This is a genomic window from Pseudomonas putida, assembly GCF_028682475.1.
Lineage (GTDB): Bacteria > Pseudomonadota > Gammaproteobacteria > Pseudomonadales > Pseudomonadaceae > Aquipseudomonas > Aquipseudomonas putida_AG.
The window spans coordinates 324267-351261 of record NZ_JANHLE010000001.1 but is presented as its reverse complement, the minus strand read 5'-3'; the positions used below and the strand labels follow the sequence as shown (position 1 = coordinate 351261).

At 57.3% G+C, this 26995-nt stretch carries 26 protein-coding genes and 1 tRNA gene; 23 read left to right on the top strand and 4 right to left on the bottom strand.

Going from position 1 to position 26995, the window contains the following annotated elements:
• Nucleotides 1–2 precede the first annotated feature (2 nt).
• From rbsK to NPS47_RS01745, 3 genes are all read left to right on the top strand, one after another.
• Entirely contained in the window at nt 3–911 is a 909-nt protein-coding gene (rbsK, locus tag NPS47_RS01755; protein ID WP_274293400.1) for a ribokinase, read from the top strand.
• Nucleotides 908–1312, top strand: a complete 405-nt coding sequence (rbsD, locus tag NPS47_RS01750) for a D-ribose pyranase (protein ID WP_274293399.1) — start codon at nt 908–910, stop codon at nt 1310–1312. Before rbsK ends, rbsD begins: the two co-directional genes overlap by 4 nt.
• Nucleotides 1313–1389: 77 nt before the next feature.
• A complete protein-coding gene (locus NPS47_RS01745) occupies nt 1390–2364 on the top strand; it encodes a nucleoside hydrolase (protein ID WP_274293398.1) in 975 nt (324 codons plus the stop codon).
• On the opposite strand, the gene NPS47_RS01740 is transcribed toward NPS47_RS01745, so the two are convergent.
• The gene (locus NPS47_RS01740) at nt 2336–2542 is read right to left on the bottom strand and encodes a hypothetical protein (protein ID WP_274293397.1); all 207 of its coding nucleotides are present in this window, start codon (nt 2540–2542) and stop codon (nt 2336–2338) included. The two genes, NPS47_RS01745 and NPS47_RS01740, sit on opposite strands and share 29 nt — an antisense overlap.
• A gap of 191 nt (nt 2543–2733) precedes the next feature.
• Here NPS47_RS01740 and NPS47_RS01735 point away from each other — a divergent pair, with 191 nt between their 5' ends.
• Both NPS47_RS01735 and NPS47_RS01730 read left to right on the top strand, forming a co-directional pair.
• Nucleotides 2734–3036: a hypothetical protein gene (locus tag NPS47_RS01735; protein ID WP_274293396.1), complete on the top strand. Its 303-nt coding sequence runs from the start codon at nt 2734–2736 to the stop codon at nt 3034–3036.
• 145 nt (nt 3037–3181) lie between these two features.
• Nucleotides 3182–3490 (top strand): I78 family peptidase inhibitor, encoded by a 309-nt coding sequence (locus NPS47_RS01730; protein WP_274293395.1) that lies wholly within the window; start codon nt 3182–3184, stop codon nt 3488–3490.
• 149 nt (nt 3491–3639) lie between these two features.
• On the opposite strand, the gene NPS47_RS01725 is transcribed toward NPS47_RS01730, so the two are convergent.
• Nucleotides 3640–3852 carry a cold-shock protein gene (locus tag NPS47_RS01725; RefSeq protein ID WP_007956027.1) on the bottom strand — a complete coding sequence of 71 codons (213 nt, stop codon included), beginning with the start codon at nt 3850–3852 and terminating at the stop codon, nt 3640–3642.
• 160 nt (nt 3853–4012) lie between these two features.
• A complete protein-coding gene (locus tag NPS47_RS01720; protein ID WP_274293394.1) occupies nt 4013–4312 on the bottom strand; it encodes a hypothetical protein in 300 nt (99 codons plus the stop codon).
• Between the two features lie 320 nt (nt 4313–4632).
• Between NPS47_RS01720 and thrS the strand changes: the two genes are divergently transcribed.
• The 9 genes from thrS to NPS47_RS01675 all read left to right on the top strand — a co-directional run bounded on the left by thrS (nt 4633) and on the right by NPS47_RS01675 (nt 12104).
• On the top strand, nt 4633–6555 hold the full coding sequence (gene thrS / locus NPS47_RS01715) for a threonine--tRNA ligase (RefSeq protein WP_274293393.1): 1923 nt from the start codon (nt 4633–4635) through the stop codon (nt 6553–6555).
• Nucleotides 6555–7106: a translation initiation factor IF-3 gene (gene infC / locus NPS47_RS01710; RefSeq protein WP_274293471.1), complete on the top strand. Its 552-nt coding sequence runs from the start codon at nt 6555–6557 to the stop codon at nt 7104–7106. Before thrS ends, infC begins: the two co-directional genes overlap by 1 nt.
• A gap of 60 nt (nt 7107–7166) precedes the next feature.
• Entirely contained in the window at nt 7167–7361 is a 195-nt protein-coding gene (rpmI, locus tag NPS47_RS01705; RefSeq protein WP_027620572.1) for a 50S ribosomal protein L35, read from the top strand.
• Between the two features lie 29 nt (nt 7362–7390).
• Nucleotides 7391–7747, top strand: a complete 357-nt coding sequence (gene rplT / locus NPS47_RS01700) for a 50S ribosomal protein L20 (RefSeq protein WP_010222414.1) — start codon at nt 7391–7393, stop codon at nt 7745–7747.
• A 102-nt stretch (nt 7748–7849) separates the two neighbouring features.
• Nucleotides 7850–8866, top strand: coding sequence for a phenylalanine--tRNA ligase subunit alpha (gene pheS, locus NPS47_RS01695; protein WP_028941672.1), 1017 nt, complete (start codon nt 7850–7852; stop codon nt 8864–8866).
• Between the two features lie 36 nt (nt 8867–8902).
• Nucleotides 8903–11278, top strand: coding sequence for a phenylalanine--tRNA ligase subunit beta (gene pheT, locus NPS47_RS01690; protein ID WP_274293392.1), 2376 nt, complete (start codon nt 8903–8905; stop codon nt 11276–11278).
• 3 nt (nt 11279–11281) lie between these two features.
• Complete coding sequence (ihfA, locus tag NPS47_RS01685; protein WP_002553164.1) at nt 11282–11584, top strand: integration host factor subunit alpha; 303 nt, start codon at nt 11282–11284, stop codon at nt 11582–11584.
• Nucleotides 11565–11921 carry a MerR family transcriptional regulator gene (locus NPS47_RS01680; protein WP_010222411.1) on the top strand — a complete coding sequence of 119 codons (357 nt, stop codon included), beginning with the start codon at nt 11565–11567 and terminating at the stop codon, nt 11919–11921. The genes ihfA and NPS47_RS01680 overlap by 20 nt, the downstream gene beginning before the upstream one ends.
• A gap of 106 nt (nt 11922–12027) precedes the next feature.
• A tRNA-Pro gene (locus tag NPS47_RS01675) sits at nt 12028–12104 on the top strand.
• A gap of 460 nt (nt 12105–12564) precedes the next feature.
• Here the strand turns inward: NPS47_RS01675 and NPS47_RS01670 are convergent.
• Complete coding sequence (locus NPS47_RS01670; RefSeq protein ID WP_274293391.1) at nt 12565–13389, bottom strand: hypothetical protein; 825 nt, start codon at nt 13387–13389, stop codon at nt 12565–12567.
• 439 nt (nt 13390–13828) lie between these two features.
• Between NPS47_RS01670 and NPS47_RS01665 the strand changes: the two genes are divergently transcribed.
• The 9 genes from NPS47_RS01665 (at nt 13829) to NPS47_RS01625 (ending at nt 26994) form a co-directional block, all read left to right on the top strand.
• On the top strand, nt 13829–14056 hold the full coding sequence (locus NPS47_RS01665) for a helix-turn-helix transcriptional regulator (protein WP_274293390.1): 228 nt from the start codon (nt 13829–13831) through the stop codon (nt 14054–14056).
• 509 nt (nt 14057–14565) lie between these two features.
• Nucleotides 14566–15234 carry an inovirus Gp2 family protein gene (locus NPS47_RS01660; protein WP_274293389.1) on the top strand — a complete coding sequence of 223 codons (669 nt, stop codon included), beginning with the start codon at nt 14566–14568 and terminating at the stop codon, nt 15232–15234.
• A gap of 180 nt (nt 15235–15414) precedes the next feature.
• Nucleotides 15415–16320, top strand: coding sequence for a WYL domain-containing protein (locus tag NPS47_RS01655; protein ID WP_274293388.1), 906 nt, complete (start codon nt 15415–15417; stop codon nt 16318–16320).
• A gap of 1 nt (nt 16321) precedes the next feature.
• Nucleotides 16322–18400, top strand: a complete 2079-nt coding sequence (locus tag NPS47_RS01650) for a RecQ family ATP-dependent DNA helicase (protein WP_274293387.1) — start codon at nt 16322–16324, stop codon at nt 18398–18400.
• Nucleotides 18397–19752: a DNA-processing protein DprA gene (locus NPS47_RS01645; RefSeq protein WP_274293386.1), complete on the top strand. Its 1356-nt coding sequence runs from the start codon at nt 18397–18399 to the stop codon at nt 19750–19752. Before NPS47_RS01650 ends, NPS47_RS01645 begins: the two co-directional genes overlap by 4 nt.
• A gap of 46 nt (nt 19753–19798) precedes the next feature.
• Nucleotides 19799–21313, top strand: a complete 1515-nt coding sequence (locus NPS47_RS01640; RefSeq protein ID WP_274293385.1) for a type I restriction-modification system subunit M — start codon at nt 19799–19801, stop codon at nt 21311–21313.
• Nucleotides 21310–22839, top strand: coding sequence for a type I restriction-modification system subunit M (locus NPS47_RS01635; protein WP_274293384.1), 1530 nt, complete (start codon nt 21310–21312; stop codon nt 22837–22839). The genes NPS47_RS01640 and NPS47_RS01635 overlap by 4 nt, the downstream gene beginning before the upstream one ends.
• On the top strand, nt 22832–24010 hold the full coding sequence (locus NPS47_RS01630) for a restriction endonuclease subunit S (protein WP_274293383.1): 1179 nt from the start codon (nt 22832–22834) through the stop codon (nt 24008–24010). The genes NPS47_RS01635 and NPS47_RS01630 overlap by 8 nt, the downstream gene beginning before the upstream one ends.
• Nucleotides 24007–26994: a type I restriction endonuclease subunit R gene (locus NPS47_RS01625; RefSeq protein WP_274293382.1), complete on the top strand. Its 2988-nt coding sequence runs from the start codon at nt 24007–24009 to the stop codon at nt 26992–26994. Before NPS47_RS01630 ends, NPS47_RS01625 begins: the two co-directional genes overlap by 4 nt.
• Nucleotide 26995: the final 1 nt, after the last annotated feature.

Genomic DNA, 26995 nt, shown 5'->3' with positions numbered 1-26995 from the left:
CCATGCACGCCAAGGTCGTAGTGGTAGGTAGCCTCAACATGGACCTGGTCGCCCGCGCCCAGCGCCTGCCGCGTGCCGGCGAGACCCTGGCCGGCGAGTCGTTTGCCACGGTGCCGGGTGGCAAGGGCGCCAACCAGGCCGTGGCCGCAGCACGCCTGGGCGCGCCGGTGGCGATGATCGGTAACGTCGGTGACGATGCTTACGGTCAACAGCTGCGCCAGGCCTTGCTCGATGAACAGATCGACTGTCAGGGTGTGGCGGTGTGCGCGGGGATATCGAGCGGCTTGGCGCTGATCGTGGTCGATGCCAGCAGCCAGAACTCCATCGTCATCATTCCCGGTGGCAACGGCCAGTTGCTGCCTGAATCGGTGCAAGCCTTCGACGCCTTGCTGCAAGGTGCCGAGGTGATCATCTGCCAACTGGAAGTGCCTGCGCAGACCGTGGCCTATACCCTGGAGCGTGGCCGTGCTTTGGGCAAGACCGTGATTCTCAACCCGGCGCCATGCACCGGCCCGTTGCCGTTGAACTGGTACAGCGCCATCGACTACCTGATCCCCAACGAAAGCGAAGCCCAGGCGCTGACCGGGCTACCGGTGACTGATCTTGCCAGCGCCGAAGCCGTAGCCAGCCATCTGCGCAGCCTCGGGGTGAAAAACGTCATCGTCACCCTTGGTGCCCAAGGCGCGTTGTTTGCCAATGCCCAGGGGTTCAAACACTTCCCGGCACCCGTAGTGCAGCCAGTGGACACCACCGCGGCGGGCGACACCTTCGTCGGCGGCTTTGCCGCGGCGCTGGCACGCGGGGCGGAGGAGGGTGAGGCCATTGCTTTCGGCCAGCGCGCTGCGGCCCTGTCGGTCACCCGTGCGGGCGCCCAGCCTTCGATTCCCTACCTGGCCGAGTTGCAGCCATGAAAAAGACGCCCTTGCTCAATATCGCCCTGTCACGGGTCATCGCCTCGCTGGGCCACGGCGACATCCTGGTCATCGGCGACGCCGGCTTGCCGGTGCCGCCCGGCGTCGAGCTGATTGACCTCGCGCTGACCCCAGGAATACCGGACTTTGCCAGTGTCCTGCGCACTGTGTTGAGCGAGATGCAGGTAGAAAGCCATGTACTCGCCGAAGAAATCTTCAAGGCCAATCCCCCGGCCCTGACCGCCATCGAGCAATGCCATGCGCATGGCCAGCTCGGTGTCCGCAACCTGCTCAGCCACGCCGAGTTCAAACAGCTCAGCCGTGGTGCCCGCGCCGTGGTGCGCACGGGTGAATGCCAGCCCTACAGCAACATCGTCTTGATCGCTGGCGTGACTTTCTAGAAGCTTGCCTTACAAGGACCTGTCCAATGATTGAATGGATTCAACCTGCCAAACGTTTGCTCCAAGGAGTACTGCTGATGTCCCTGTTGTCGGCAGGTGCCGCCCAGGCCGCACCGATCGATCTGATCATCGACACCGATCCCGGTGCCGACGACGTAGTGGCCTTGCTGCTGGCCATGGCTTCACCCGATGAGCTGAAGATTCGCGCCATCACCACCGTGGCCGGCAACGTGCGCCTGGACAAGACCTCGCGCAACGCACGGCTGGCCAGGGAGTGGGGCGGGCGCGAGGACATTCCGGTGTATGCCGGTGCGTCGAAACCCTTGCTGCGCAAGCCCATCTACGCGGCGAACATTCATGGCGAGGAGGGCTTGCCTGGTGTTCCGGTGCATGAGCCCAAGGCAGGCCTGGCCAAAGGCAACGCCGTGCAATACCTGATCGATACCCTGAGCAAGGCCGAGCCAAAGAGCATCACCCTGGCCATGCTCGGCCCGCAGACCAACCTCGCCCTGGCCTTGATCCAGGCCCCCGAAATCACCCGTGGGATCAAGGAAGTGGTGGTGATGGGCGGTGCGCATTTCAACGGCGGCAACATCACCCCGGTGGCCGAGTTCAACCTGTTCGCCGACCCGGAGGCCGCCGAAGTGGTGCTCAGCAGCGGGGTCAAACTGACTTACCTGCCACTGGACGTCACCCATAAAGTGCTGACCAGTGACGCGCGCCTCAGCCAGCTGGCAGCGGTGAACAACCAGGCCAGCAAACTGGTGGTGGATATTCTCAATGCCTATATCAAGACCGACATGGACCACTACGGCATGCCCGGCGGCCCGGTGCACGACGCCAGCGTGATTGCCTACCTGCTTAAACCTGAACTGTTCAAAGGACGGCAGATACATATGCAGGTCGACAGCCGCGAAGGCCCGACCTACGGCCAGACCATTGCCGACTGGTACAACACCCTTGAGCAGCCGAGCAATGTGATGTGGATCGCTAGTGGCGATGCCCAGGGCTTTTTCGACCTGCTCAGTACGCGGCTTGCGCGTCTGAAGTAGCGTGCGAATAGCGCTCGAAGACCTGTTCGACGAAGCTGCGCGCAGCGTCGTTGCCCAGGTCTTTGACCAGCAGGTCGACGGCAATCAGCATCAGCTCTTCGGCGCTGGCAGGGCTGTAGGCGCTCTGGCCCTCGGGCCATTTGACCTTGATGTCGGCATCGATGATGTGGCTTGTCATAAGCTGTTCCGGTAATAACTGCGCGCACTGTGGGTTCAAATGCCGGGCCCTGGCGTTTGAAAGGGGAGGCCTGATTGCGCTCCGCCGTAGGCTGCAGTAAATCATGCCGCTGCCTGCCAAGGCACTGCGACTTAGGCATAAGCGCGGGGGTCGTGGCAAACTAACGGTTTCCAGCTAGTCGGAACCGCGCTGTGCAGATCGATTTGAACAACCCTGAACAGTTCACCCTTGAGGCGGTGCGCAGCATGCTGGGCGCTGGCAGCAATGCCGTGCACAACCAGCTGCGGGTCAACCGTAGCGGCATTGCCTGGCTGTCGCAGGTGGTCGGTGGCCGCGAGCTGGAGGGCCTGGCCTTTCGTCTGGAAACCTGGGCGGCCGGCTCTGGCTGTGTCGGTGAACAGGCTGCGGCGGACGAGCGCTGGGTGTTGCAGGTGTTCAACGTGTTAAAGGCCAACTGGCCGAAACCCTCGAGCGATTACATCGACCTGTACTGAGTGGCGACGGCGTTTGTGCAAAATCCCGTGACGATTGCGCTTTTACCTGAGAGCGCTGGCTCAGGCAGACTTGACGGGTTTTGCAACGAAAAACCAGCGAGACTGTCACATAGGCAGCAGTATTTCTGTTTTTAAAGGAGGATTCATGTTCCGTGCATCATTGATGAGCCTGTTGGCGGTTGCCGTTCTGGCCGGTTGCAGCACTGGTGGTTCGTCGTCGAAGGCGCCAGAAGCGGCAGCGAACAACGATGGCCGTTGCGAGGCGCGTGGCGCCGCGTTTGCCATCGGCAAGCAGGCTACCCCGGCCTTGGTCGAGCAGGCGCGCAAGGCCAGCGGCTCGCAAATGGCGCATGCCCTTGGTCCGCGTGATGTCATGACCATGGACTACCGCTCCGAGCGGTTGAACCTGCACACCGATGCCCAGGGCGTGGTCACCAGCGTCAACTGCGGCTGATCCGATCGCCGGCAAGGCCGGCTCCCACAATGGCAGCGCTGCCACACAATGTGGGAGCTGGCCTTGACAGCGATGGGGCGCAAAGCGACCCCAAACAGCAGGCACAAAAAAACCCGTCACATGGACGGGTTTTTTTATTCGGTCAGAGCTTACTCTGGACGAACTTGTGCAGCCTGCATGCCCTTCTGGCCTTTTTCGGCAACGAAGGAGACAGTCTGGCCTTCCTTCAGGCTTTTGAAACCGTCGGTTTCGATAGCCTTGAAGTGAACGAACAGGTCGTCGCCGCCACCTTGTGGAGTGATGAAGCCGAAGCCTTTCTCATCGTTGAACCATTTTACGGTGCCGGTTTGGCGATTAGACATGGGTGTATCTCCAAGAAACATGATTTTCAGTAGTGCGGTGTTGCCGAGGCCAACAGGGTGCACGCCGACCATCATAGTCTAATTATGGGCTTGTAGCCCCTTTTACCTTCGCAGATTGCTGATCTGGAGCAAAATAGCGATGGATTACCTGGCCAAAGGCCTATTTTTTCGGGGCGCAGGCAGCTGCGACCTGTTTACGCGTGTTCTCCATCAGGGTCGCATTTACGCCATCCTCCAGGCTGTCCAGGTCTTTGATCTGGTCATCGCTGAGGTTTTTTTCCAGCACCTTGGCGGCGCAGGTGCAGTGCGCTTCGGCTTTTTCCTTGGTCACGCCTTGCTGCTTTTGCGCCTGAGCCACGCAGGTAGCCTGATAGTCGGCGGGCAGCTTGCCAGCGTTGGCGCTGAGCGGCAGCAACAGCGCAGAGGCAGTTGCCAGGGCCAGAAGAGACGGAAGTCGCATAACCAAACACTCCTTGGGGTCTAGTCTCACAAGAGTAGGACGCTTCACAAACTCTGAGCGGAAAATTTCCACCCAAGTTCCCCGCAATCGCCGCAACGCTTTGTGCTAGCATGCTCAGCTCGGAAACGCGCCAGCACCTGCTGTAGCGCGGCTCCCAACTTTTTTTATTCCAGTCACTCTGGTTCGTTCCCTGGCAGGCTTTCGGGCTTCTGCCACTGTGAGGCAGGCTTTGCTTGTGCAAAGACAGGGGCGGATCGCGTACTGGCTCATCCCAACCCACGTGACCTTTGGTAGGGGTCACCACTAGGAGAGGAGGCGCCATGCCCATTATTACTCTTCCCGATGGCAGTCAACGTTCCTTCGACAAGGCCGTATCCGTAGCCGAAGTCGCAGCATCCATTGGTGCTGGCCTGGCCAAAGCCACCGTTGCCGGTAAAGTCGACGGCAAGCTGGTCGACGCCTGCGACCTGATCGAACACGACGCCAAACTGCAAATCATCACGCCCAAGGACGAAGAGGGGCTGGAGATCATCCGTCACTCGTGCGCCCACCTGGTCGGTCACGCGGTCAAACAGCTGTACCCGACCGCGAAAATGGTCATCGGTCCGGTCATCGACGAAGGCTTCTACTACGACATCGCCTACGAGCGTCCTTTCACGCCTGACGACATGGCGGCCATCGAGCAGCGCATGCAGCAGCTGATCGACACCGATTACGATGTCATCAAGAAAGTCACGCCGCGCGCCGAAGTGATCGAAGTGTTCAAGGCCCGCGGCGAAGACTACAAGCTGCGCCTGGTCGAAGACATGCCGGATGAACAGGCCATGGGCCTGTACTACCACGAAGAATACGTCGACATGTGCCGCGGTCCGCACGTGCCGAACACCCGTTTCCTCAAATCCTTCAAGCTGACCAAGCTGTCCGGCGCCTACTGGCGCGGCGATGCCAAGAACGAGCAGCTGCAGCGCGTCTACGGCACCGCCTGGGCCGACAAGAAGCAGCTGGCTGCTTACATTCAGCGCATCGAAGAAGCGGAAAAACGCGATCACCGTAAAATCGGCAAGCGCCTGGGCCTGTTCCACCTCCAGGAAGAAGCGCCGGGCATGGTGTTCTGGCACCCGAACGGCTGGACCCTGTACCAGGTACTGGAACAGTACATGCGCAAGGTTCAGCGCGACAACGGCTACCTCGAGATCAAGACGCCGCAGGTTGTTGACCGTTCGCTGTGGGAAAAGTCTGGCCACTGGGCCAACTACGCCGACAACATGTTCACCACCCAGTCGGAAAACCGCGACTACGCCATCAAGCCAATGAACTGCCCATGCCACGTGCAGGTGTTCAACCAGGGCCTGAAGAGCTACCGCGAGCTGCCGCTGCGTCTGGCCGAGTTCGGTGCCTGCCACCGTAACGAGCCGTCCGGTGCCCTGCACGGGATCATGCGCGTGCGTGGCTTCACCCAGGACGACGCACACATCTTCTGCACCGAAGAGCAGATGCAGTCCGAATCCGCTGCGTTCATCAAACTGACCATGGATGTCTACGCCGACTTCGGCTTTACCGACGTGGTGATGAAGCTCTCGACCCGCCCTGAAAAGCGCGTCGGTTCCGATGAGCTGTGGGATCGCGCCGAAGCCGCCCTGGCCGCTGCACTCGACAGCGCCGGCCTGCCGTACGACCTGCAGCCGGGCGAGGGCGCCTTCTACGGTCCGAAGATCGAGTTCTCGCTCAAGGATTGCCTGGGCCGTGTCTGGCAATGTGGTACCCTGCAGCTCGACTTCAACCTGCCGATCCGTCTCGGTGCCGAATTCGTCTCCGAAGACAACGGCCGCAAGCATCCGGTGATGCTGCACCGTGCCATCCTCGGGTCGTTCGAGCGCTTCGTCGGAATTCTCATCGAGCACTACGAAGGTGCGTTCCCGGCTTGGCTGGCGCCAACCCAGGCGGTGATCATGAATATCACCGACAAACAGGCTGAATTTGCTCAGCAAGTGGAAAAAACTCTGGCCGAAAGCGGTTTCCGTGCCAAGTCCGACTTGAGAAATGAGAAAATTGGCTTTAAGATCCGCGAGCATACCTTGCTCAAGGTTCCTTATCTCCTGGTTATCGGGGATCGGGAAGTCGAAACGCAAACTGTCGCTGTGCGTACCCGTGAAGGTGCAGACCTGGGCTCGATGCCCGTCGCCCAGTTCACGGAATTGCTCGCGCAAGCGGTTTCCCGGCGTGGTCGCCAAGATTCGGAGTAATTACTATTAAGCGTGATATGAGACAAGACAAACGAGCTGCACCGAAGGCCCCGATCAACGAGAATATCTCGGCACGTGAGGTTCGGTTAATTGGCGCTGACGGTGAGCAGTTGGGCATCGTCTCGATTGAAGAAGCGCTTCGTATCGCTGAAGAAGCGAAACTGGATCTGGTAGAAATTTCTGCTGACGCTGTACCCCCTGTCTGCAAAGTCCTCGACTACGGCAAGAGCCTGTTCGAGAAGAAAAAGCAGCAGGCTGCGGCGAAGAAGAACCAGAAGATCATCCAGATCAAAGAAATCAAGTTTCGTCCAGGGACGGAGGAAGGGGATTACCAGGTAAAACTACGCAACCTGGTACGTTTCCTTAGTGATGGGGACAAGACCAAGATCTCTCTGAGATTCCGTGGTCGTGAGATGGCCCACCAGGAGCTGGGTATGGAACTGTTGAAGCGGATCGAAGCTGATCTCGCCGAATACGGGACCGTCGAACAGCATCCGAAGATGGAAGGACGCCAGCTTTTGATGGTCATCGCCCCCAAGAAAAAGAAATAACCACCAGGGCACGGCAGGCCTTGCGGTTATGTTTATCAACTGAATGCGGAGTATCCGAACATGCCAAAAATGAAAACCAAAAGCGGTGCAGCCAAGCGTTTTTTGAAAACCGCTAACGGCATCAAGCACAAGCACGCTTTCAAGAGCCACATCCTGACCAAAATGTCGACCAAGCGTAAGCGTCAACTTCGCGGTAGCAGCCTGCTGCACGCGTCGGACGTTGCAAAAGTCGAGCGCATGCTGCGCCTTCGTTAATTTTTGGTTCTAGATAGAGGAAGTTACTCATGGCTCGTGTAAAGCGTGGCGTCATCGCTCGTAAGCGTCACAAGAAAATTCTGAAACTGGCTAAAGGTTACTACGGCGCACGCTCGCGCGTATTCCGTGTTGCCAAGCAAGCGGTCATCAAGGCAGGCCAATACGCCTACCGCGACCGTCGTCAGAAAAAACGTCAGTTCCGCGCTCTGTGGATCGCTCGTATCAACGCTGGTGCGCGTATCAACGGTCTGTCCTACAGCCGCCTGATCGCTGGCCTGAAAAAAGCGTCGATCGAAATCGACCGTAAGGTTCTGGCTGATCTGGCAGTGAACGAAAAAGCGGCGTTTGCTGCGATTGTCGAGAAAGCTAAAGCCTCGCTGGCTTAAGTACCCCGACAATCACCCGGCGTCATTTCCGGCGCCAGGTGTTAACGTCTTAATAGGGGAAGAGCCTGCGCTCTTCCCCTATTTTGTATCTGGAGTCTGTACATGGAAAACCTGGACGCGCTGGTCTCCCAAGCCCTGGAGGCCGTGGAACGCGCTGAAGACATCAATGCCCTGGAACAGATCCGGGTTCAATTCCTTGGCAAGAAAGGCGAACTGACCCAGGTGATGAAGACCCTGGGCAACATGCCTGCCGAAGAGCGGCCAAAAGTTGGTGCGCTGATCAACGACGCCAAGGAACGCGTCACCGAGGTGCTCAACGCGCGCAAGGCGGCTTTCGAAGAAGCCGAACTCAGCGCCCGTCTGGCTGCCGAGTGCATTGATGTGACCCTGCCGGGCCGTGGCCAGACCTCCGGTGGTCTGCATCCGATCACCCGCACCCTGGAGCGCATCGAGCAGTTCTTCACCCACATCGGCTACGGCATCGCCGAAGGCCCTGAGGTCGAAGACGACTACCACAACTTCGAAGCCCTCAACATTCCCGGCCACCACCCGGCCCGGGCAATGCATGACACCTTCTACTTCAATGCCAACATGCTGCTGCGTACCCACACCTCGCCGGTGCAGGTGCGGACCATGGAGTCCAGCCAGCCGCCAATCCGCATTGTCTGCCCGGGCCGCGTCTACCGCTGCGACTCGGACCTGACCCACTCGCCGATGTTTCACCAGGTCGAAGGCCTGCTGATCGATCGCGACATCAATTTCGCCGACCTCAAAGGCACCATCGAAGAATTCCTGCGGGTGTTCTTCGAAAAGGAACTGGCGGTACGTTTCCGTCCGTCCTTCTTCCCCTTCACCGAGCCATCGGCTGAAGTCGACATCCAGTGCGTGATGTGCTCGGGCAAAGGCTGCCGCGTGTGCAAACAGACCGGCTGGCTGGAAGTCATGGGTTGCGGCATGGTTCACCCGAACGTGCTGCGCATGTCTGGCATCGACCCGGAAGAGTTCCAGGGCTTTGCCTTCGGCATGGGCGCCGAGCGCCTGGCCATGCTGCGTTACGGCGTCAACGATTTGCGCCTGTTCTTCGACAACGACTTGCGGTTCCTTGCGCAATTTCGCTAGGTCGCGCACCCGTAACGAATCTTTCAGGAGAGCAGGATGAAATTCAGTGAAAAATGGCTGCGCGGTTGGGTCAACCCGCAGGTATCCCGAGACGATCTGGTTGCCCGTCTTTCGATGGCCGGCCTTGAAGTCGACAGCGTAACCCCGGCTGCCGGTCAGTTCAGCGGCATCGTCGTCGGTGAGGTGCTGAGCACCGAACAGCACCCCGACGCCGACAAACTGCGCGTGTGCCAGGTCAGCAACGGCAGCGAGACCTTCCAGGTAGTGTGCGGCGCGCCAAACGTGCGCCCTGGCCTGAAGATCCCGTTCGCGATGATCGGCGCCGAACTGCCGGGCGACTTCAAAATCAAGAAAGCCAAGCTGCGTGGCGTTGAGTCCAACGGCATGCTGTGCTCGGCTGCAGAGCTGCAGATCAGCGAAGAGAACGACGGCCTGCTGGAACTGGCTGCCGACGCCCCGGTTGGCGAAGACATTCGCGCGTACCTCGACCTGGACGACGCCAGCATCGAAATCGGCCTGACCCCGAACCGTGGCGACTGCCTGTCGGTGGCTGGCCTTGCGCGTGACGTCGGTGCCCTGTACGACGCACCGGTCACCCGCCTGGCGGTGCCGGCCGTTGCGGCCGCCCACGACGAAGTGCGTCCGGTTGAAGTGCTGGCTCCAGCAGCCTGCCCACGCTACCTGGGCCGCGTTATCCGTAACGTCGACCTGTCGCGTCCGACCCCGCTGTGGATGGTCGAGCGCCTGCGTCGCTCCGACGTGCGCAGCATCGACGCTGCCGTCGACATCACCAACTACGTGATGCTCGAACTGGGCCAGCCGATGCACGCCTTCGATCTCGCCGAGATCAACGGTGGCATCCGCGTGCGCATGGCCGAGGAGGGCGAGAAGCTCGTTCTGCTCGACGGTCAGGAAGTGGCGCTGCGTAGCGACACCCTGGTCATCGCCGACCACTCCCGCGCCCTGGCTATCGCCGGCGTCATGGGTGGCGAGCACAGCGGCGTTTCCGCCACCACCCGCGACATCTTCCTCGAAAGCGCCTTCTTCGAGCCGATCTCGGTTGCCGGCAAGGCCCGTTCCTACGGCCTGCACACCGATGCCTCGCACCGCTACGAGCGCGGCGTCGACTCGCAGCTGGCCCGCGAAGCCATCGAGCGCGCCACTGGCCTGCTGCTGGAAATCGTCGGCGGCGAAGCCGGCCCAGTGGTTGACGTCACCAGCGAAGCGCACCTGCCGAAGGTTGCGCCGATCACCTTGCGTGCCGAGCGCCTGACCCAGATGCTGGGCATGGAAATGGCCAGCGCCGAAGTCGAGCAGCTGCTCAACGGCCTGGGCCTGAAAACCACCGCTGGCGAAGGCCAGTGGCAGGTCGAAGTGCCAAGCCATCGCTTCGACATCAGCCTGGAAGTCGACCTGATCGAAGAGCTGGCTCGCCTGTACGGCTACAACCGCCTGCCGGTGCGTTACCCGCAAGCGCGCCTGGCCCCGCAGGCCAAGGCCGAAGCCCGTGGCGACTTGCCGGCCCTGCGCCGTCTGCTGGTTGCCCGTGGCTACCAGGAAGCGATCACCTACAGCTTCATCGACCCGAAACTGTTCGAACTGTTCACCCCTGGCGTCGAGCCGCTGCTGCTGGCCAACCCGATCTCCAGCGACATGGCGGCCATGCGTGCCTCCCTGTGGCCGGGCCTGGTCAAGTCGCTGCAGCACAACCTCAACCGTCAGCAAGACCGCGTCCGCATGTTCGAAAGCGGCCTGCGCTTCGTAGGCCAGCTGGGCGACCTCAAGCAAGAGCCAATGCTTGCCGGTGTCGTCTGCGGCAGCCGCCTGCCGGAAGGTTGGGCCAACGGCCGTGACACCATCGACTTCTTCGACGTGAAAGCCGACGTAGAAGCGGTGCTGGGCTTCTCCGGCTCGCTGGCCGAGTTCAGCTTCGTACCGGGCAAACACCCGGCGCTGCACCCGGGCCAGACGGCACGCATCGAGCGTGACGGTCGCGAAGTCGGCTACCTGGGTGCCATCCACCCGGAACTGGCCAAGACCCTCGGCCTCGACCGTCCGGTGTTCGTCTTCGAGCTGGTCCTGGGTGAAGTGGCCGATGGCCGCCTGCCGAAGTTCAGCGAACTGTCGAAATTCCCGGAAGTGCGTCGTGACCTGGCCTTGGTCGCAGGACGTGATGTTGCTTCGAGCTCGGTGCTTGAAGTAATTCGTGACAATGCAGGCGAATGGCTCACGGACCTCAGGCTGTTTGATGTTTATCAGGGTAAAGGCATTGATCCTGATAGAAAAAGCCTGGCCGTAGGCTTGACCTGGCAGCATCCGTCGCGCACTCTTAACGATGAAGAGGTGAATACTGCGACACAAAACATCCTCACCTCGCTCGAACAAAGGTTGAACACCACGTTAAGGAAATAGCGTATGGGTGCTCTGACGAAAGCTGAGATGGCCGAACGGCTGTACGAGGAGCTGGGCCTGAACAAACGTGAAGCCAAGGAATTGGTCGAACTGTTCTTTGAGGAAATCAGGCACGCTCTGGAAGACAACGAGCAGGTCAAATTGTCCGGATTCGGCAATTTTGACCTGCGTGACAAACGCCAGCGGCCGGGCCGCAACCCCAAGACAGGGGAAGAGATCCCGATCACGGCGCGTCGAGTCGTCACCTTTCGTCCAGGGCAAAAGTTGAAAGCCCGAGTTGAGGCCTATGCTGGAACCAAGTCATAACGACGAGCTTCCGCCGATTCCAGGCAAACGCTACTTCACCATTGGTGAAGTGAGTGAGCTTTGCGCGGTAAAACCGCATGTGCTCCGCTACTGGGAGCAGGAATTCCCGCAACTCAACCCGGTGAAGCGCCGCGGTAATCGGCGGTACTATCAGCGCCAGGATGTGCTGATGATCCGCCAGATCCGCGCGCTGCTGTACGACCAGGGCTTCACCATCGGCGGGGCGCGTTTGCGCCTCTCTGGCGATGAAGCCAAGGACGACACCACCCAGTACAAACAGCTGATCCGGCAGATGATTGTCGAGTTGGAAGACGTGTTGGTGGTGCTGAAGAAGTAGCCTGTATTGGGCCGGGAATTTTGGAAAAAATGCTTCCATAATTCAAAAGGTTAGGGTACATTCTTCAACGTTCTCAGCAACTAGGGGAACATGCTTCAAGCCCAGTCGGGGCGTAGCGCAGCCCGGTAGCGCACTTGCATGGGGTGCAAGGGGTCGAGTGTTCGAATCACTCCGTCCCGACCATTATTTAGAACGACTAAGCCACCTTCGGGTGGCTTTGTTGTTTCTGGGCTTAGTGTCTTTTTGGTGGTTTCGCCTTTTTCTTCATCCTGGCCTCCTATCCAGAATTGGCAGCACGGGCCCTCTCGAATCAGTGGTTGATGCCATGTTTGCCGCCAGGATCAGATGACCACGTTCGGCGCCGGAACAGAGGTTTGTGATAGTACCTTGCGATCTTTCTCGGTTACTCCGTGTGCATCAGATCGTGAAGCCTGATGAAGGATGTCAAGGCAAAGCAAGGCGTAGTTTTCTCTTGCCAGAGTTTCGCTCTGACGAGCTTTGATGAAAGGCTCAAGCACCTGGCTACCAATGTGAGTCGATGTGCCGGGGTAATCTGAACAGGACCAATAACTTCATGATTTTATTGTAGAAAATAAGTTTGTTTTTTTGTTTGGAATACCGTTTGGAATACTGGATTCCGTACTTAAGCCTTGTGGAGCATCTGTCCAAGGTGCAAGCCTGTCTCTGCCTCGTTGAGGATTAGCTGTTCGAGGATTTTCGTCCTAGACAGCTTATGTTCCTGGGCAAGTTTATCGAGGGCGGCGTTGACATCGTTGGTGAGTACAAAATTGTACTGCTTCTTGTTGGGCGAATTCTCTCGCGTCTTTCGGGTGCTCCAACTCCGTTTGATTTTGAAAACGTAGAGCTCCTTTTCACCTTGGGTCGCGTCATGACGGTCGAAAAATTCCAGTAGCTCGCTATGGCGTGCGAAAGGGGGCTCATTTCGGGTTTGCTGAGGCAGGTGCTTCTTCATCCACTCCCATGCCATCAAGCATTTTGATTTCTCGTCCTCTTCCTTGAACCACCTAAATAGTTCGTCGTGCTGCAGATGCTCTCGCCACGCATATTCAAGGTCGATCAGCGCTATTTTCTTGTCGCTTAAGCGGGCGCTCCACAGATCAAAAATAGCAATTACTTGCTGCCGTATCGGCAATGTTGTGAGCGCCTGGGGAAGTCGTCTTTCGCCTATAGCTTGCAGGGCTTTGCGTACCAGCCAGTTCGGCTGCCGTCCATCTTTCGCAACCCCGCGGAATTCGTCTTCGGAAAGAAACTGGGTGTCCTTGGCATGCTCAAGTGCCGCTATGAGCTTTGGGGTGAGGTGCTCAGCTATCTGCTGGCGCATGACTAAGCTGTTGAGCTGGCAGTCGTCAAAGTCAATCCCGTCATTTGACAGTGCATTCCATAGCCAAGTTATCTCCCTGGCCGGCATCTTCATAAGCCGACCGAGTGCGCTTTCACCTCTGCTCATTTCCATTTCCTAGTATCTATCTAGTCTGATTATAGATCGTTATTAGCGTGAATCTATAACAGTTTATAGATGTTTTCTAGGTTGTTTATAGATGAGATTCAATGATGCGAAACACCCTGTATTCAAGGCGTTCGTGGCTTTTTAAGATCTACCCGTGCGATCACACACTCCATCCGCTGGATAAGCGACTGATGCCAAAGGTTGTGACAATCTTGAGTTTCTGCCCTGATGCAACCGCACGAGCTGGTTGCGGGAGTCCAGGCAGAGATCGATGGCGAGAGCTTGCTGTTGCTTCAGCGAGGCCAAATGCAATATTGAGAAGGGCAAGGTGCTAGTGCGGGAACAGGGCCGAGCTCCTATGCGTTTCGTTCTGTCGGGTGGCAGAAAGTTTTTCCTAACTGCTCCTGCAGATCCTCTGAGCTAATAGAGGAGCCTGCTCATGAGGATCATTCGTCTAAAAGAAGTCATCGACTCGACCGGTCTGGCACGGTCGACCATCTACAAATTCATTGCCCTGGACACCTTTCCGAAGCCGGTCTCTCTGGGAGATCGATGCGTTGGATGGGTGGAAAGCGAGGTGCACGACTGGATCCTGGCAAGGATTGAAGAGCGCGACCTAGCTGAGAGTGCTTCAGCCCGATCTGGCCGTCTGAGTATGGCCAGCTAGAAACTAATCATGGCGCCATGACCGGCTGCGGCTGGTCATGGCGTTTATGTCGGGTTGGTCCATTGGTGCCCATGGACCAAACAAGGGGCTCCCGCTAGGTCGAGCGATGCTGCTCCACATTGCTCGGTCTCTTGGGAGGCAAGTTTTCTTGGGGGCGGAGCTTCTGAACGATGATTTGTTTCCGGAGTGAGGCTAAGTCCAAAAAAGCCGGTGTGGCTTGAGCATTCGGGATTGGTTTCCCGAGCCAGTCGAGAGAGCCATTCTCGGTGCGGGTATTATGCTTTTAATAGTACTTATTACCCGTAGGGTTGGGAGGTTTGTGACATGGAGCTATGCATTTACCTGATGAGCTATCACTTGTACGGTTCCCACCTAGCCAACTGATACACAGCCAAGCACCGACCTATCTACTCAATAGAGGGATCAGGCAAGAAGATCATCGAGAGGTAACGGTTAAAAAGTACTCACCAGACGCACCTTATGAAACTCAACCCGAGGAGTAGTAACCCATGCGTCGACATCCCGATAACTCCAACCTCCACCTGTACTACGAACCCATCTACGAAGGCCTGCCAACGATGATCGAGGCCGGCCCCTTCATCCTCCAGTACATTTCCTCTCTCAAACGCACCATAGGCCTGGCACTGGCTCAATACCCGAGAGTGCTGGCCTTCAGAGCTGATCTTCGGCTACCACAGGGTATCGATCTGTCTGAGTGCACCTACACGAATCAGGTCATCAGTAGGTTCATCGAATCTTTCAAGGCGAAGATTGAGCACAACCGTGAGAAGGCTCGTGATCGGAACCAGTATGCCCATGACTGCAAGGTTCGATACGTCTGGGCTAGGGAGATAGGGGAGGGGCGACGACCGCACTACCATCTGCTGATCCTGCTTAACCGTGACTCCTTCTACACGTTGGGTCGGCTACGTTCTGAGAGGGCCAATAATATCAGCCGCCTGGAAGAGGCCTGGGCCAGTGCTCTGAGGCTGTCAGTGGACGAGGTGAGAGGGTTGGTCCATATCCCTGGGAATGCTGAATACCGAATAGACCGGAATGTCTGTCCTGGTGATGCTGATGAGTTACCAGCGCTATTCCATCGTGCCAGCTACCTCTGCAAGGCGGCTACGAAGTCGTACGGTGGTCGTCAGCGTGGATTCGATACCAGTAGGGGATAGCTGGTATTGCCGTCTGTTAGTGGTCGCCGAGTGGTGAGTTATCAGGAACTGTTAGCGGGGCATGGTTATCATGGTGATCATGATTCGATCATCATAGTGATATTGTCTTCGTATTTTTGTAGGTATTATGCATCTACAAATACCCGGAAGCGCATACGCTAACCCGAACGAACCCGTCAGATGTCGAACCAGCAGCTTTCAGATCTAACTCAGCCACAACGTGACCGTCTCGCGTTCGTAGAGTTGCGCGTCCGTTTTATTGGCGAGATACGCCGCCAGGACCTGGTGGTGCGGTTTGGCATCCAATCCGCCGCCGCATCAAGGGATCTGGCGCTGTACAAGGAGTTGGCCCCAGGCAATATCGACTACGACGCCAAGGGCAAGTCTTACGTCCTTGGGCCGGACTTTCAGCCGGTCTTCGACTTTCTCCCGGCGCGGGTACTTGCGTGGCTAACCCAGGGCTTTGGCGACGGTGAGCCAATGCGCCTCAAAGCGTCGGTTGCGAGTGAGAGCCCGTTACGTTTCACGCACCCGGATCTGGATGTGCTGGCGAGTGTGACTAGGGCAATCCATCAGGAGTGCCCGCTGGGCATCGAGTACCACTCCATCTCCAGTGGTTGCACCGAGCGGGAAATCGTCCCGTTTGCGCTGATCGACAATGGCCTGCGCTGGCATGTCCGCGCCTACGACCGTAAGTCGCAGGAGTTCCGGGACTTCGTCGTTACCCGGATCAAACGGCCGACCTTGATGAAGGGGGAATGTGTTCAGCTCCATGAACGCAGCGACCAGGACATTCAATGGACTCGGATCGTCGAGCTGGAAATAGTGCCGCACCCCGATCAGTCACGCCCCGAAATCACTCAGATGGATTACGGGATGGTTGACGGCTCACTGCGAATGAAACTGCGCGCTGCCACCGCCGGTTACATCTTGCGCCAGTGGAGCATTGACTGTTCATCCGACCACAGCTTGCGTGGTGACGAATACAGATTGTGGCTGAAAGACCATCTGGCGCTCTACGGCGTCAAGAACGCGGTATTGGCCCCGGGCTACCGCTTGCCCGATAAGAATAAAGGAGTGCAATAACGTGGCCTACGATCCAAAACGCGCGCTGGAACTTCTTCGGATCGGCTCCGGGCGTGCTGATGCTACTTTCCGCGATGGCCAGGAAGGTGCCATTCGCCACATCGCCGAAGGCAAAGGCCGCTTGTTGGTCGTGCAGAAGACAGGATGGGGTAAGAGTTTTGTCTACTTTATCGCGACCGCGCTGCTGCGCGAGGCCGGTGCTGGGCCTGCGTTGTTGATCTCGCCGCTGCTGGCGCTGATGCGAAACCAAATCACTGCGGCGGAGCGAATGGGCGTTCGCGCCGCCACGATCAACTCCGACAACATGGATGACTGGACGGCAGTCGAGGGCAGACTGTCCAGGGGGGAAATCGACATTCTGTTGATCTCGCCCGAGCGCCTGGCAAACGAGCGCTTCCGCACCCAGGTATTGGCGGGTATCGCCGCACAGATTTCAATGTTGGTCATCGACGAAGCGCACTGCATTTCCGATTGGGGGCACGACTTCCGTCCTCACTACCGGCTGCTGGAGCGTATCGTTAAGACGCTGCCGCCCAATCTTCGACTCCTTGCTACGACGGCGACGGCGAACAATAGGGTCATGGAAGATCTCGCTGCGGTGCTCGGGCCCAAGATCGATGTGTCCCGGGGTGATCTTAATCGCACCTCGCTTTCTTTACAGACCATCCGCCTACCCAGCCAAGCCGAACGCCTTGCATGGCTGGCGGAGCAACTCGCCACGTTGCAAGGTCACGGCATCATCTACACGCTGACGGTGCGTGACGCGAATCAAGTGGCTGAATGGCTGAAGACCCGGGGCTTCAACGTAGAGGCCTACACCGGTGAGACCGGTGATCGCCGAGAGCAGCTTGAGCAGGCGCTACTCAACAACCAGGTCAAAGCGCTGGTTGCCACGACGGCTTTGGGGATGGGGTATGACAAGCCCGACCTGGCATTTGTCATCCACTACCAGATGCCGGGTTCGGTGGTCGCCTATTACCAGCAGGTCGGTCGTGCGGGACGTGCACTGGACTCCGCCTACGGGGTGCTGCTCAGCGGTGAGGAAGAGTCTGACATCACTGACTGGTTTATCCGGAGTGCCTTCCCGACCCGACAGGAAGTGGCCGATGTTCTGGAGGCGCTAGAAGAAGAACCCAACGGTTTGTCCGTTCCTGAGATGCTAGGCCGACTCAATCTCAGCAAGGGGCGTGTTGAAAAGACGATTGCACTGCTTTCGCTCGAAGCACCAGCGCCCATAGCCAAGCAAGGCAGTAAGTGGCAGCTTACGGCGGCAACGTTGAGCGAAAGCTTTTGGGGGCGAGCGGAACGGCTCACTGCATTGCGGCGTGACGAACACCAGCAGATGCAGGAATACGTTGGTCTGCCGTTTGGTGATCACATGGGGTTCCTGATCGGCGCACTCGACGGTGATCCAACTATTGTAACAGAACCTGCCTTACCGCCATTGCCTACAACTGTGGATACCGAGCTGGTCAAAGCTGCCGTTACGTTTCTTCGTCGAACCAGCTTGCCCATTGAACCGCGCAAGAAATGGCCGGACGGCGGGATGCCCCAGTACGGCGTTAAGGGATTCATTGCTTCCGCCCATCAGGCCGAATCCGGAAGGGCGCTCTGCGTTTGGGGTGATGCTGGTTGGGGCGGGCTGGTTCGACAAGGTAAGTACCATGATGGCCGTTTTTCCGACGACCTTGTTACTGCTTGCGTGAAGATGATCCGCGAGTGGAGTCCGCAACCGACCCCGATCTGGGTGACCTGCGTTCCTTCGCTTCGGCATCCCGGTTTGGTGCCTGATTTCGCGCAACGTTTGGCTGTTGCGCTGGGGGTGCCGTTTCACATGGTCATCACGAAAACAGACGCAAGGCCCGAACAGAAAACGATGGCAAACAGTACACAACAGGCGCGCAATATTGATGGCTCGCTCGCACTTAACGGCCAGCCTATCCTTCCTGGCCCGGTCCTCCTGGTTGATGATATGGTCGATTCGCGCTGGACGCTGACGGTGTCTGCGTGGCTATTGCTCAAGAACGGTAGTGGCGCGGTTTGGCCGTTGGCCCTTTCACAGACGGGGCACGACGAATGACGCCGGTGCTTTCACCCAACACGCAGGCGATCCTGCTACTGACTGCACCGCTCATTGCCGGACGCGGAACCGCGTCACCCGATCTGCTCTCGCCCGGAGAATACAAACGCCTCGCCCGTCATTTGCGCGAAATCCAACGACAACCATCCGATCTCATCTCGCCAGATGCGGCTGAGATCCTGCGTGCCTGCCAGCCGGTGATTGACGAAAGCCGTTTACAGCGGTTGTTGGGACGCGGATTCCTGTTGAGCCAAGTGGTCGAGCGCTGGCAAGCACGTGCCATTTGGGTGGTTAGCCGTGCCGACGTCGAATATCCGCGTCGCTTGAAGGCACGTCTTCGCGAAGACTCGCCAGCTGTACTCTACGGCTGTGGTGACATGAGCTTGCTTGAATCTGGTGGGCTTGCTGTCGTCGGGTCGCGTCATGTGGACGAATCTCTGATCAACTACACGATGGCAGTTGGTCGGCTCGCTGCTCAAGCAGGGAGAGCGCTTGTCTCAGGTGGCGCCAAAGGTATCGATCAAGCCGCGATGCGCGGGGCCTTGGAGGCAGGTGGCAAGGTTTGTGGTGTTCTGGCTGACAGCCTCGAAAAGACCACCATGAACCGCGAGCACCGCAATCTGTTGCTTGATGGCCAGCTAGTGCTGGTTTCGCCCTACGACCCGAATGCCGGGTTCAACGTCGGTCATGCCATGCAGCGGAACAAGCTGATTTACGCATTGGCTGATACGTCCCTCGTAGTGAGTTCCGACTTTAACAAAGGTGGTACTTGGGCGGGCGCAGTCGAGCAGCTCGACAAGCTCAAGTTCGTCCCTGTCTTCGTTCGACCGACGAGCGACTCTTCTGTGGGGCTGGAAGGTTTGCGAAAGAAAGGCGCGCTTATCTGGCCGAACCCGCAAGACGTGGATTCGTTCGAAGCGGTGTTCAACGTAGTGATGCCGACACAGGCGGCCGCCCCACAGGTTGGTTTTGCGCTGTTTTCGAACGATGGGCCATCGCCAACTGACTCCAAGCCAACGGCATCTGTAGACGTTATTTCCGATGTGCAATTAGCAGTTGCGACCTCGGAAGAGCTGCCGCCAGTCACACCAGAGTGCGTGGCACCGATGGAAGAGGCTAAGGGATCTCCGCAGCCGGAATCGACCCCTGCTGAAATGCTCTTCGCCGCTGTGCGCACTGTTATTCAGCAGCTCTTGAATGCACCGATGAAAGACGTCGAAGTGGCCGCCGCGCTGGACATCTCAAACGCGCAGGCCAAGGCGTGGCTACAGCGTCTCGTCGACGAAGGATTGATCGAGAAGCAGAAGAAGCCACTGGGTTACATCGCTAAGCAGTCCAACCTTTTCGGCTAAACAGTGAAGAATATGTACGTATACAGGCCGCTTTGCGGTGAAATTTATGAAAAGGGCTACGTTTTTGAGTGACCAACTAATCACCCTTAGTCAGCTCGAAAGCCACCTCTGGGAGTCCGCCAACATCCTGCGCGGTCCGGTAGATGCAGCTGATTTCAAGACCTACATCTTCCCGCTGTTGTTCTTCAAGCGTATTTGCGACGTCTGGGATGACGAGAGCCGCGAAGTCGTTGAGGAAGGGGGCGATCCTGAATTGGCGCTTTACCCGGAGTCGCATCGATTCCAGATTCCTGATTACTGTCACTGGGAGGATGTTCGCGAGAAGTCGATCAACGTAGGCTCAGCGCTTCAATGGGCTATGCGTCAGATCGAAAAAGCAAACCCAGAAAGCCTGTACGGGGTATTCGGCGATGCGCAATGGTCAAACAAGGATCGTCTGTCAGATCCATTACTCAAAGATTTGATCGAGCACTTCTCCAAGCTTCCGCTAGGCAACAAGAATGTAAGTTCAGATCTTCTGGGCGACGCCTACGAATACCTGATCAAGAAATTTGCCGACGCCACCAACAAGAAAGCCGGTGAGTTCTATACCCCGCGCAGCGTGGTGCGTCTGATGATTGATATGCTCGACCCGAAAGAAGCCGACACCATCTACGACCCAGCTTGTGGCACCGGTGGTATGTTGCTCGCAGCCGTCCAGCATGTGAAAGAAAAGCACGGCGACGTAAAACGCCTCTGGGGTAAGCTTTTCGGTCAGGAGAAAAACCTAACGACCTCCGCCATCGCCCGTATGAACCTTTTCCTTCACGGCATTGAGGACTTTCAGGTAGTGCGCGGTGACACGCTGCGTAACCCTGCTTTCTTTGAGGGAGACCGGCTGGCGGCTTTCGACTGCGTGATTGCCAATCCTCCCTTCTCTCTAGAGAAATGGGGTGAAGAACAGTGGCTCAATGACCCGTTCGGGCGCAATTTTGCCGGCCTACCTCCATCTAGTTCTGGCGACTTCGCCTGGGTGCAGCACATGGTCAAATCCATGGCTAACGCGACGGGGCGAATGGCAGTGGTGCTACCTCAAGGAGCACTGTTTCGCAAAGGCACTGAGGGCAGCATTCGCCAGAAGCTACTCGAGATGGATCTGGTTGAGGCCGTTATCGGTCTGGCTCCCAACTTGTTTTACGGTACGGGACTGGCCGCATGCATTCTTGTCCTGCGTACACGCAAGCCAGCTGAGCACAAAAAAAAGGTGTTAGTAGTCGACGCATCACGCCTCTTCAAGCGTGGCCGTGCGCAAAATCACCTTGAGCCGGAACATGCAGCTGAAATACTGACTTGGTACCAAAACTTTACTGATGTGCAGGATGCAACGAGGGTCGTCACCCTTGATGAAATCAAATCCGAAGACTGGACGTTAAACATTTCACGCTATGTCCTGCCACCACTGACAGAAGACATCCCGCCACTGCCTGACGCCATCGTGTCATTCAAGGATGCACTCACTCGCTGTCGCGAGGCCGAAGAACGGCTCGCGAAGGTCATGACAGAAGGGGGCTGGCTGAAATGAGTCACCCAAACAAGCGCATCACCCAACAAGAACTCGAAAGCTATCTGTGGGGAGCGGCCGTGCTACTACGCGGCCTCATCGACGCCGGTGACTACAAGCAGTTCATTTTCCCGCTGTTGTTCTACAAGCGTGTGGCCGATGTCTGGGAAGAAGAGTACCAGGTATCCCTGGCTAACTCCGCTGGTGACCTCTCTTATGCCCAGTTTGCTGAAAACCACAGATTCCAGATACCTGAGGGTGCCCATTGGAATAACGTAAGACAGACTGCGACGAATGTGGGGGCTGCGATCCAAAGCGCTATGCGCGCCATTGAGTCAGCCAATCCGGATCTTCTCGCCGGCATCTTCGGCGATGCCCCGTGGACCAACCGCGAGCGCCTGCCGGATGAAACGCTAAAAAATCTAATTGAACATTTCTCGACCCAGACGCTGTCGGTGGCCAACGTTCCTGAGGACGAACTCGGTAACGCTTACGAGTACCTGATCAAAAAGTTTGCGGATGATTCCGGCCATACGGCCGCCGAGTTCTACACCAACCGCACCGTCGTCCACCTCATGACGCAACTGCTCAACCCCCAAGCTGGAGAGTCGATCTACGACCCCACCTGTGGCACCGGCGGCATGCTGATCTCTGCGTTGGACGAGGTGAAACGCTCCGGCGGCGAATACCGCACGCTCAAGCTCTATGGGCAGGAACGCAATCTTATTACCTCGTCCATCGCCCGCATGAACCTGTTCCTGCACGGCGTAGAGGACTTTGGGGTCATCCGGGGCGACACCCTAGCGGACCCCAAGCACATCGAGGGCGACCGCTTGCGCCAGTTCGACGTGATCCTGGCCAACCCGCCGTATTCCATAAAGCAATGGAACCGCGAAGCATGGAGCAGTGACAAGTGGGGCCGCAATACGCTAGGCACTCCGCCGCAAGGCCGCGCCGATTACGCTTTCCAGCAGCACATCCTTACCAGCCTCTCAGCCAAGGGACGCTGCGCCGTGCTGTGGCCACACGGGGTGCTATTTCGCAACGAAGAACAGGCCATGCGCGCCAAGATGATCGAGCAGGATTGGGTCGAGGCCATCATTGGCTTGGGGCCCAACCTGTTTTACAACTCCCCGATGGAGGCGTGCATCGTCATTTGTAACCGCAAGAAGCCCGCCACGCGCAAAGGAAAGGTGATTTTCATCGACGCACTGAATGAGGTCACCCGCGAGCGTGCGCAGAGCTTCCTCAAAGCTGAACATCAGCAGAGCATCTTGACGGCTTACAAAGCTTTTTCGGATGTACCCGGTTTCGCCAAGGTCGCTACCTTGGCCGAGATAGCCGCACAAGCTGACAATCTGTCGATTCCCTTTTACGTAAAACGCTTGGTTGCAGCGCCGGCCACACAAGGCAATGGTGACGCGGTTACGTTGCGTTCAGTGTGGGATCAATGGCAGACCGATGGCCGGGTGTTTTGGCAACAGATGGACGTGCTGACGGAAGCACTGGATGGACGATTGATCACGGAGGACATCGAACGTGTCTGACAAGAATAAGAATGTCATGAAACCCGACTGGCGTCGGGTGAAGTTCGGCGATGTTGTGCGCCAATGCAAAGAGAAGGCCGATCCAGAAACCTCCGGACTGGAGCGCTACATCGCTGGTGAGCACATGGATACCGACGACCTTCGCCTGCGTCGCTGGGGTGAGATTGGTTCAGGTTACTTGGGGCCAGCCTTTCACATGCGATTCAAGCCTGGACAAGTCCTTTATGGCTCACGTCGAACCTATTTGCGGAAAGTCGCAATCGCTGATTTCGACGGTATTTGCGCCAACACGACCTTCGTGCTGGAGCCGAAGAGTCCTCGGGAGCTTCTGCCAACATTCTTACCGTTCCTGATGCAGACTGATGCATTCAACAATTTCTCGATCAAGAACTCGAAAGGTTCGGTCAATCCTTACATCAACTATTCAGACCTAGCGCAGTTTGAGTTTGCGTTGCCACCTGAGGATGAGCAAGTACGTTTCGTTGAAATGCTCACGGCAACGGAAAATGTGATGGCCGCTCACGACGATGTAGTGAATCATGTAGCGCGCTTTGGGCGGTCACTCCTAGCTGATGTTCTCAGTCGGGAATGGCCAATCGTTGACCTTGGTTCAGTTATTCAAGGAACACAGTACGGCCTCTCAATCAATGCCGGATCGGAAGGTCAATATCCGATGCTACGGATGATGAATATTGAAGATGGGCGTTGTGTCGAGAACGACATCAAGTATGTCGACCTCAACAATAAAGACTTCGAAGCCTATCGACTCATTCACGGTGATGTGCTTTTTAATCGCACCAATAGTTACGAGCTGGTTGGCCGAACGGGTGTGTACGAGCTCCAGGGCGATCATGTCTTTGCTTCGTACCTTGTGCGAATCAAAACGAACCTAGAAAAGCTGGAGCCGAAGTTCTTAACTCTTTACCTGAACTCTGATTTTGGACGTCGACAAGTACTCGCGTATGCGACGAAAGCGGTCAGCCAGGCAAACGTGAACGCCAGCAATCTGCTCCGTGTGCGTCTTCCTTTGCCGCCTTTGGAAATACAGCAACAGCTACTGAAGGAGATGGCGAGCGCGATGTCTGCGGAACAGGCGGCGGCGGTACGTCGTTCGTCTGCCGCGGAAATGAAAAAACAGCTTTTGGCAGAAATTGCAGGGGGCGTAGAGTGAGCTATTTCAACGAATCCAATACTGTTGAAGCCTACGTCCGCGATCTGCTCGCCGGCCCGTTCAAGGCTGTCCCGACCAATACAGTCTCAGAACATCATGCCTTCTATGGCCCCAACCCCAAAGGCATCGGCTGGCGCTACGTGGCACCTGCTGAAGTACCGCGCCAGATTCAGGAAGTGCTGGTTGAACCGTGGCTACGAGATGCGTTGATCCGACTGAATCCGGAAATTTCCACCCACCCTGATCGCGCCGATGAGGTGCTCTACAAACTGCGTGCCATCGTGCTATCGGTGCGTTCGGATGGCCTGATCCGGGCCAACGAAGAGATGACCGCGTGGATGCGCGGCGAGCGCTCCATGCCTTTCGGCCAGAACAACGAGCATGTGCCGGTGCGGCTGATCGATCTGGATGATCTATCGCAGAACCAGTACTTCGTCACTCAGCAGTACATCTATCGCGCAGGTCCTACTGAGCGCCGTGCCGATCTAGTGCTGTTGGTCAACGGTCTGCCGCTAGTACTGATCGAGGCCAAGACGCCGGTCAAGAAATGTATCAGCTGGGTCGATGGCGCAGTGCAGGTGCACGATGACTATGAAAAGTTCGTTCCAGAGCTGTTCGTCTGCAACGTGTTTTCGGTCGCCACCGAGGGCAAGGCTTACCACTTTGGGTCGATTGGCCTACCGGTCAAGGATTGGGGGCCATGGCACCTGGACGGTGGCGATGCGCAACATCACCCATTGAAATCCCTCAAGCTGTCCGCCGAGAGCATGCTGCGGCCGCAGGTGTTGTTGGACATTCTCGGTAGCTTCACGCTGTTCGCTACAGACAAAAAGCAGCGCCGCATCAAGATCATCTGCCGCTATCAGCAGTACGAGGCGGCTAACAAGGTTGTCGAGCGGGTGCTGGCGGGCTATCCGAAAAAAGGCCTGATTTGGCATTTTCAAGGCTCGGGAAAGTCCTTATTGATGGTGTTTGCCGCGCAGAAGTTACGGATGCATGCCGGCCTTAAGAACCCCACGGTACTGATCGTGGTAGACCGAATCGATCTTGACAGTCAGATCACCGGCACGTTCACCGGGGCAGATATTCCTAATCTGGAAAAGGCCGACACACGCGAGAAGTTGCAGCAACTCCTTGCGCAGGATGTGCGCAAGATCATCATCACCACAATCTTCAAATTCGGCGAGGCCACAGGCAGCCTGAACGATCGCAGCAACATCATTGCGCTGGTGGACGAGGCCCATCGCACGCAAGAAGGCGACCTGGGTCGCAAGATGCGCGAGGCCCTGCCCAATGCGTTTCTTTTCGGCCTGACTGGTACGCCCATCAACCGCTCCGACCGCAACACCTTCTACGCCTTTGGCGCCGACGAAGACGATAAGGGCTATATGAGCCGCTACGGCTTCGAAGAATCGATTCGCGACGGTGCTACGCTGAAGCTGCACTTCGAACCGCGCTTGATTGACCTGCACATCGACAAGGTTGCCCTTGACGCCGCCTACAAGGACTTGACTGGTGGCCTGTCGGACCTGGATAAGGACAACCTCGCTAAGACCGCCGCGAAGATGGCCGTGTTGGTAAAGACCCCCGAGCGTATTCGCAAGGTATGTGAGGACATCGTTCAGCACTTTCAGGGCAAGGTCGAGCCCAATGGCTTTAAGGGCCAGATCGTCACCTTCGATCGGGAGTCGTGCCTGCTGTTCAAGGCGGAGTTGGATAAGCTTCTGCCACCGGAGGCCACCGACATCGTGATGTCTGTGCAGGCATCCGATAAGAAGGCTCACCCGGAGTACGCGGCTTACGACCGCTCGCGTGATGAAGAGGAACGGCTGCTCGACCGCTTCCGCGACCCAGCCGACCCGCTGAAGCTGATCATTGTCACAGCCAAGCTATTGACCGGCTTCGATGCGCCGATCTTGCAGGCAATGTACCTAGACAAGCCGTTACGTGACCACACCTTGTTGCAGGCGATCTGCCGGGTGAACCGGACCTACTCTGAGCAGAAAACCCATGGCCTGATCGTGGATTATCTGGGCATCTTCGACGATGTGGCCGCTGCGCTGGAGTTCGATGACCAGAGCGTCAAACAGGTTGTTAGCAACATCCAAGAGCTGAAGGACAAGCTGCCCGAAGCGATACAGAAGTGCCTGGCCTTTTTCCCCGGCATTGATCGTGACCAGCAAGGCTATGAAGGCCTGATGGCTGCACAGGAGTGTTTGCCGAACAACGAGGTGCGGGACAACTTTGCCGCCGAATACAGCGTACTCAACAAAATTTGGGAGGCGCTGTCACCCGACACGGTTTTGGGGCCTTTCGAGCAAGACTACAAGTGGCTTTCACAGGTGTATCAGTCCGTTCAGCCTTCCAGCGGTCACGGCAAGCTAATCTGGCACTCACTGGGTGCCAAGACTATCGAGCTGATTCACCAGAACGTACATGTGGATGCGGTGCGCGATGACCTCGACACTCTGGTGCTGGACGCCGATTTGCTAGAGGCAGTTCTCTCGAACCCTGACCCGAAGAAGGCTAAGGAAATCGAGATCAAGCTTAAACGCCGGCTTCGCGGCCACAGTGGCAACCCCAAGTTTAAGCAGTTATCGGAGCGGCTCGATGCGTTGAAAGATCGCTTCGAGTCCGGGCAGATCAACAGCGTAGAGTTTTTGAAAGCCTTGTTGGAGATCGCCAAGGAAACGCGCGAGGCTGAGAAGGAAATACCGCCCGAAGAAGACGAGGATCGCGGCAAGGCGGCGCTGACCGAGCTGTTCAATGAGGTCAAGACGGCCGAGACGCCAATCATGGTCGAGCGGGTGGTCGCAGACATCGACGAGATCGTGCGCCTGGTGCGCTTCCCAGGTTGGCAGGGAACCCAAGCTGGTGAGCGCGAAGTGAAGAAGGCACTGCGCAAGGCCCTCTTCAAGTACAAGCTGCATGCGGATGAAGAACTGTTCGAGAAAGCCTATAGCTACATCCGACAGTATTACTAAG

Excerpts from the sequence above, each read along its gene's own strand:
- NPS47_RS01720 (WP_274293394.1), bottom strand. The coding sequence starts at position 4,312 with ATGCGACTTCCGTCTCTTCTGGCCCTGGCAACTGCCTCTGCGCTGTTG.
- pheT (WP_274293392.1), top strand. The coding sequence starts at position 8,903 with ATGAAATTCAGTGAAAAATGGCTGCGCGGTTGGGTCAACCCGCAGGTA.
- NPS47_RS01740 (WP_274293397.1), bottom strand. The coding sequence starts at position 2,542 with ATGACAAGCCACATCATCGATGCCGACATCAAGGTCAAATGGCCCGAG.
- NPS47_RS01655 (WP_274293388.1), top strand. The coding sequence starts at position 15,415 with ATGTCGAACCAGCAGCTTTCAGATCTAACTCAGCCACAACGTGACCGT.
- NPS47_RS01725 (WP_007956027.1), bottom strand. The coding sequence starts at position 3,852 with ATGTCTAATCGCCAAACCGGCACCGTAAAATGGTTCAACGATGAGAAA.
- NPS47_RS01635 (WP_274293384.1), top strand. The coding sequence starts at position 21,310 with ATGAGTCACCCAAACAAGCGCATCACCCAACAAGAACTCGAAAGCTAT.
- NPS47_RS01640 (WP_274293385.1), top strand. The coding sequence starts at position 19,799 with ATGAAAAGGGCTACGTTTTTGAGTGACCAACTAATCACCCTTAGTCAG.
- pheS (WP_028941672.1), top strand. The coding sequence starts at position 7,850 with ATGGAAAACCTGGACGCGCTGGTCTCCCAAGCCCTGGAGGCCGTGGAA.
- NPS47_RS01745 (WP_274293398.1), top strand. The coding sequence starts at position 1,390 with ATGTCCCTGTTGTCGGCAGGTGCCGCCCAGGCCGCACCGATCGATCTG.
- NPS47_RS01730 (WP_274293395.1), top strand. The coding sequence starts at position 3,182 with ATGTTCCGTGCATCATTGATGAGCCTGTTGGCGGTTGCCGTTCTGGCC.
- NPS47_RS01670 (WP_274293391.1), bottom strand. The coding sequence starts at position 13,389 with ATGAGCAGAGGTGAAAGCGCACTCGGTCGGCTTATGAAGATGCCGGCC.
- ihfA (WP_002553164.1), top strand. The coding sequence starts at position 11,282 with ATGGGTGCTCTGACGAAAGCTGAGATGGCCGAACGGCTGTACGAGGAG.
- NPS47_RS01660 (WP_274293389.1), top strand. The coding sequence starts at position 14,566 with ATGCGTCGACATCCCGATAACTCCAACCTCCACCTGTACTACGAACCC.
- rpmI (WP_027620572.1), top strand. The coding sequence starts at position 7,167 with ATGCCAAAAATGAAAACCAAAAGCGGTGCAGCCAAGCGTTTTTTGAAA.
- NPS47_RS01680 (WP_010222411.1), top strand. The coding sequence starts at position 11,565 with ATGCTGGAACCAAGTCATAACGACGAGCTTCCGCCGATTCCAGGCAAA.
- rbsD (WP_274293399.1), top strand. The coding sequence starts at position 908 with ATGAAAAAGACGCCCTTGCTCAATATCGCCCTGTCACGGGTCATCGCC.
- rplT (WP_010222414.1), top strand. The coding sequence starts at position 7,391 with ATGGCTCGTGTAAAGCGTGGCGTCATCGCTCGTAAGCGTCACAAGAAA.
- NPS47_RS01665 (WP_274293390.1), top strand. The coding sequence starts at position 13,829 with ATGAGGATCATTCGTCTAAAAGAAGTCATCGACTCGACCGGTCTGGCA.
- rbsK (WP_274293400.1), top strand. The coding sequence starts at position 3 with ATGCACGCCAAGGTCGTAGTGGTAGGTAGCCTCAACATGGACCTGGTC.
- thrS (WP_274293393.1), top strand. The coding sequence starts at position 4,633 with ATGCCCATTATTACTCTTCCCGATGGCAGTCAACGTTCCTTCGACAAG.
- NPS47_RS01645 (WP_274293386.1), top strand. The coding sequence starts at position 18,397 with ATGACGCCGGTGCTTTCACCCAACACGCAGGCGATCCTGCTACTGACT.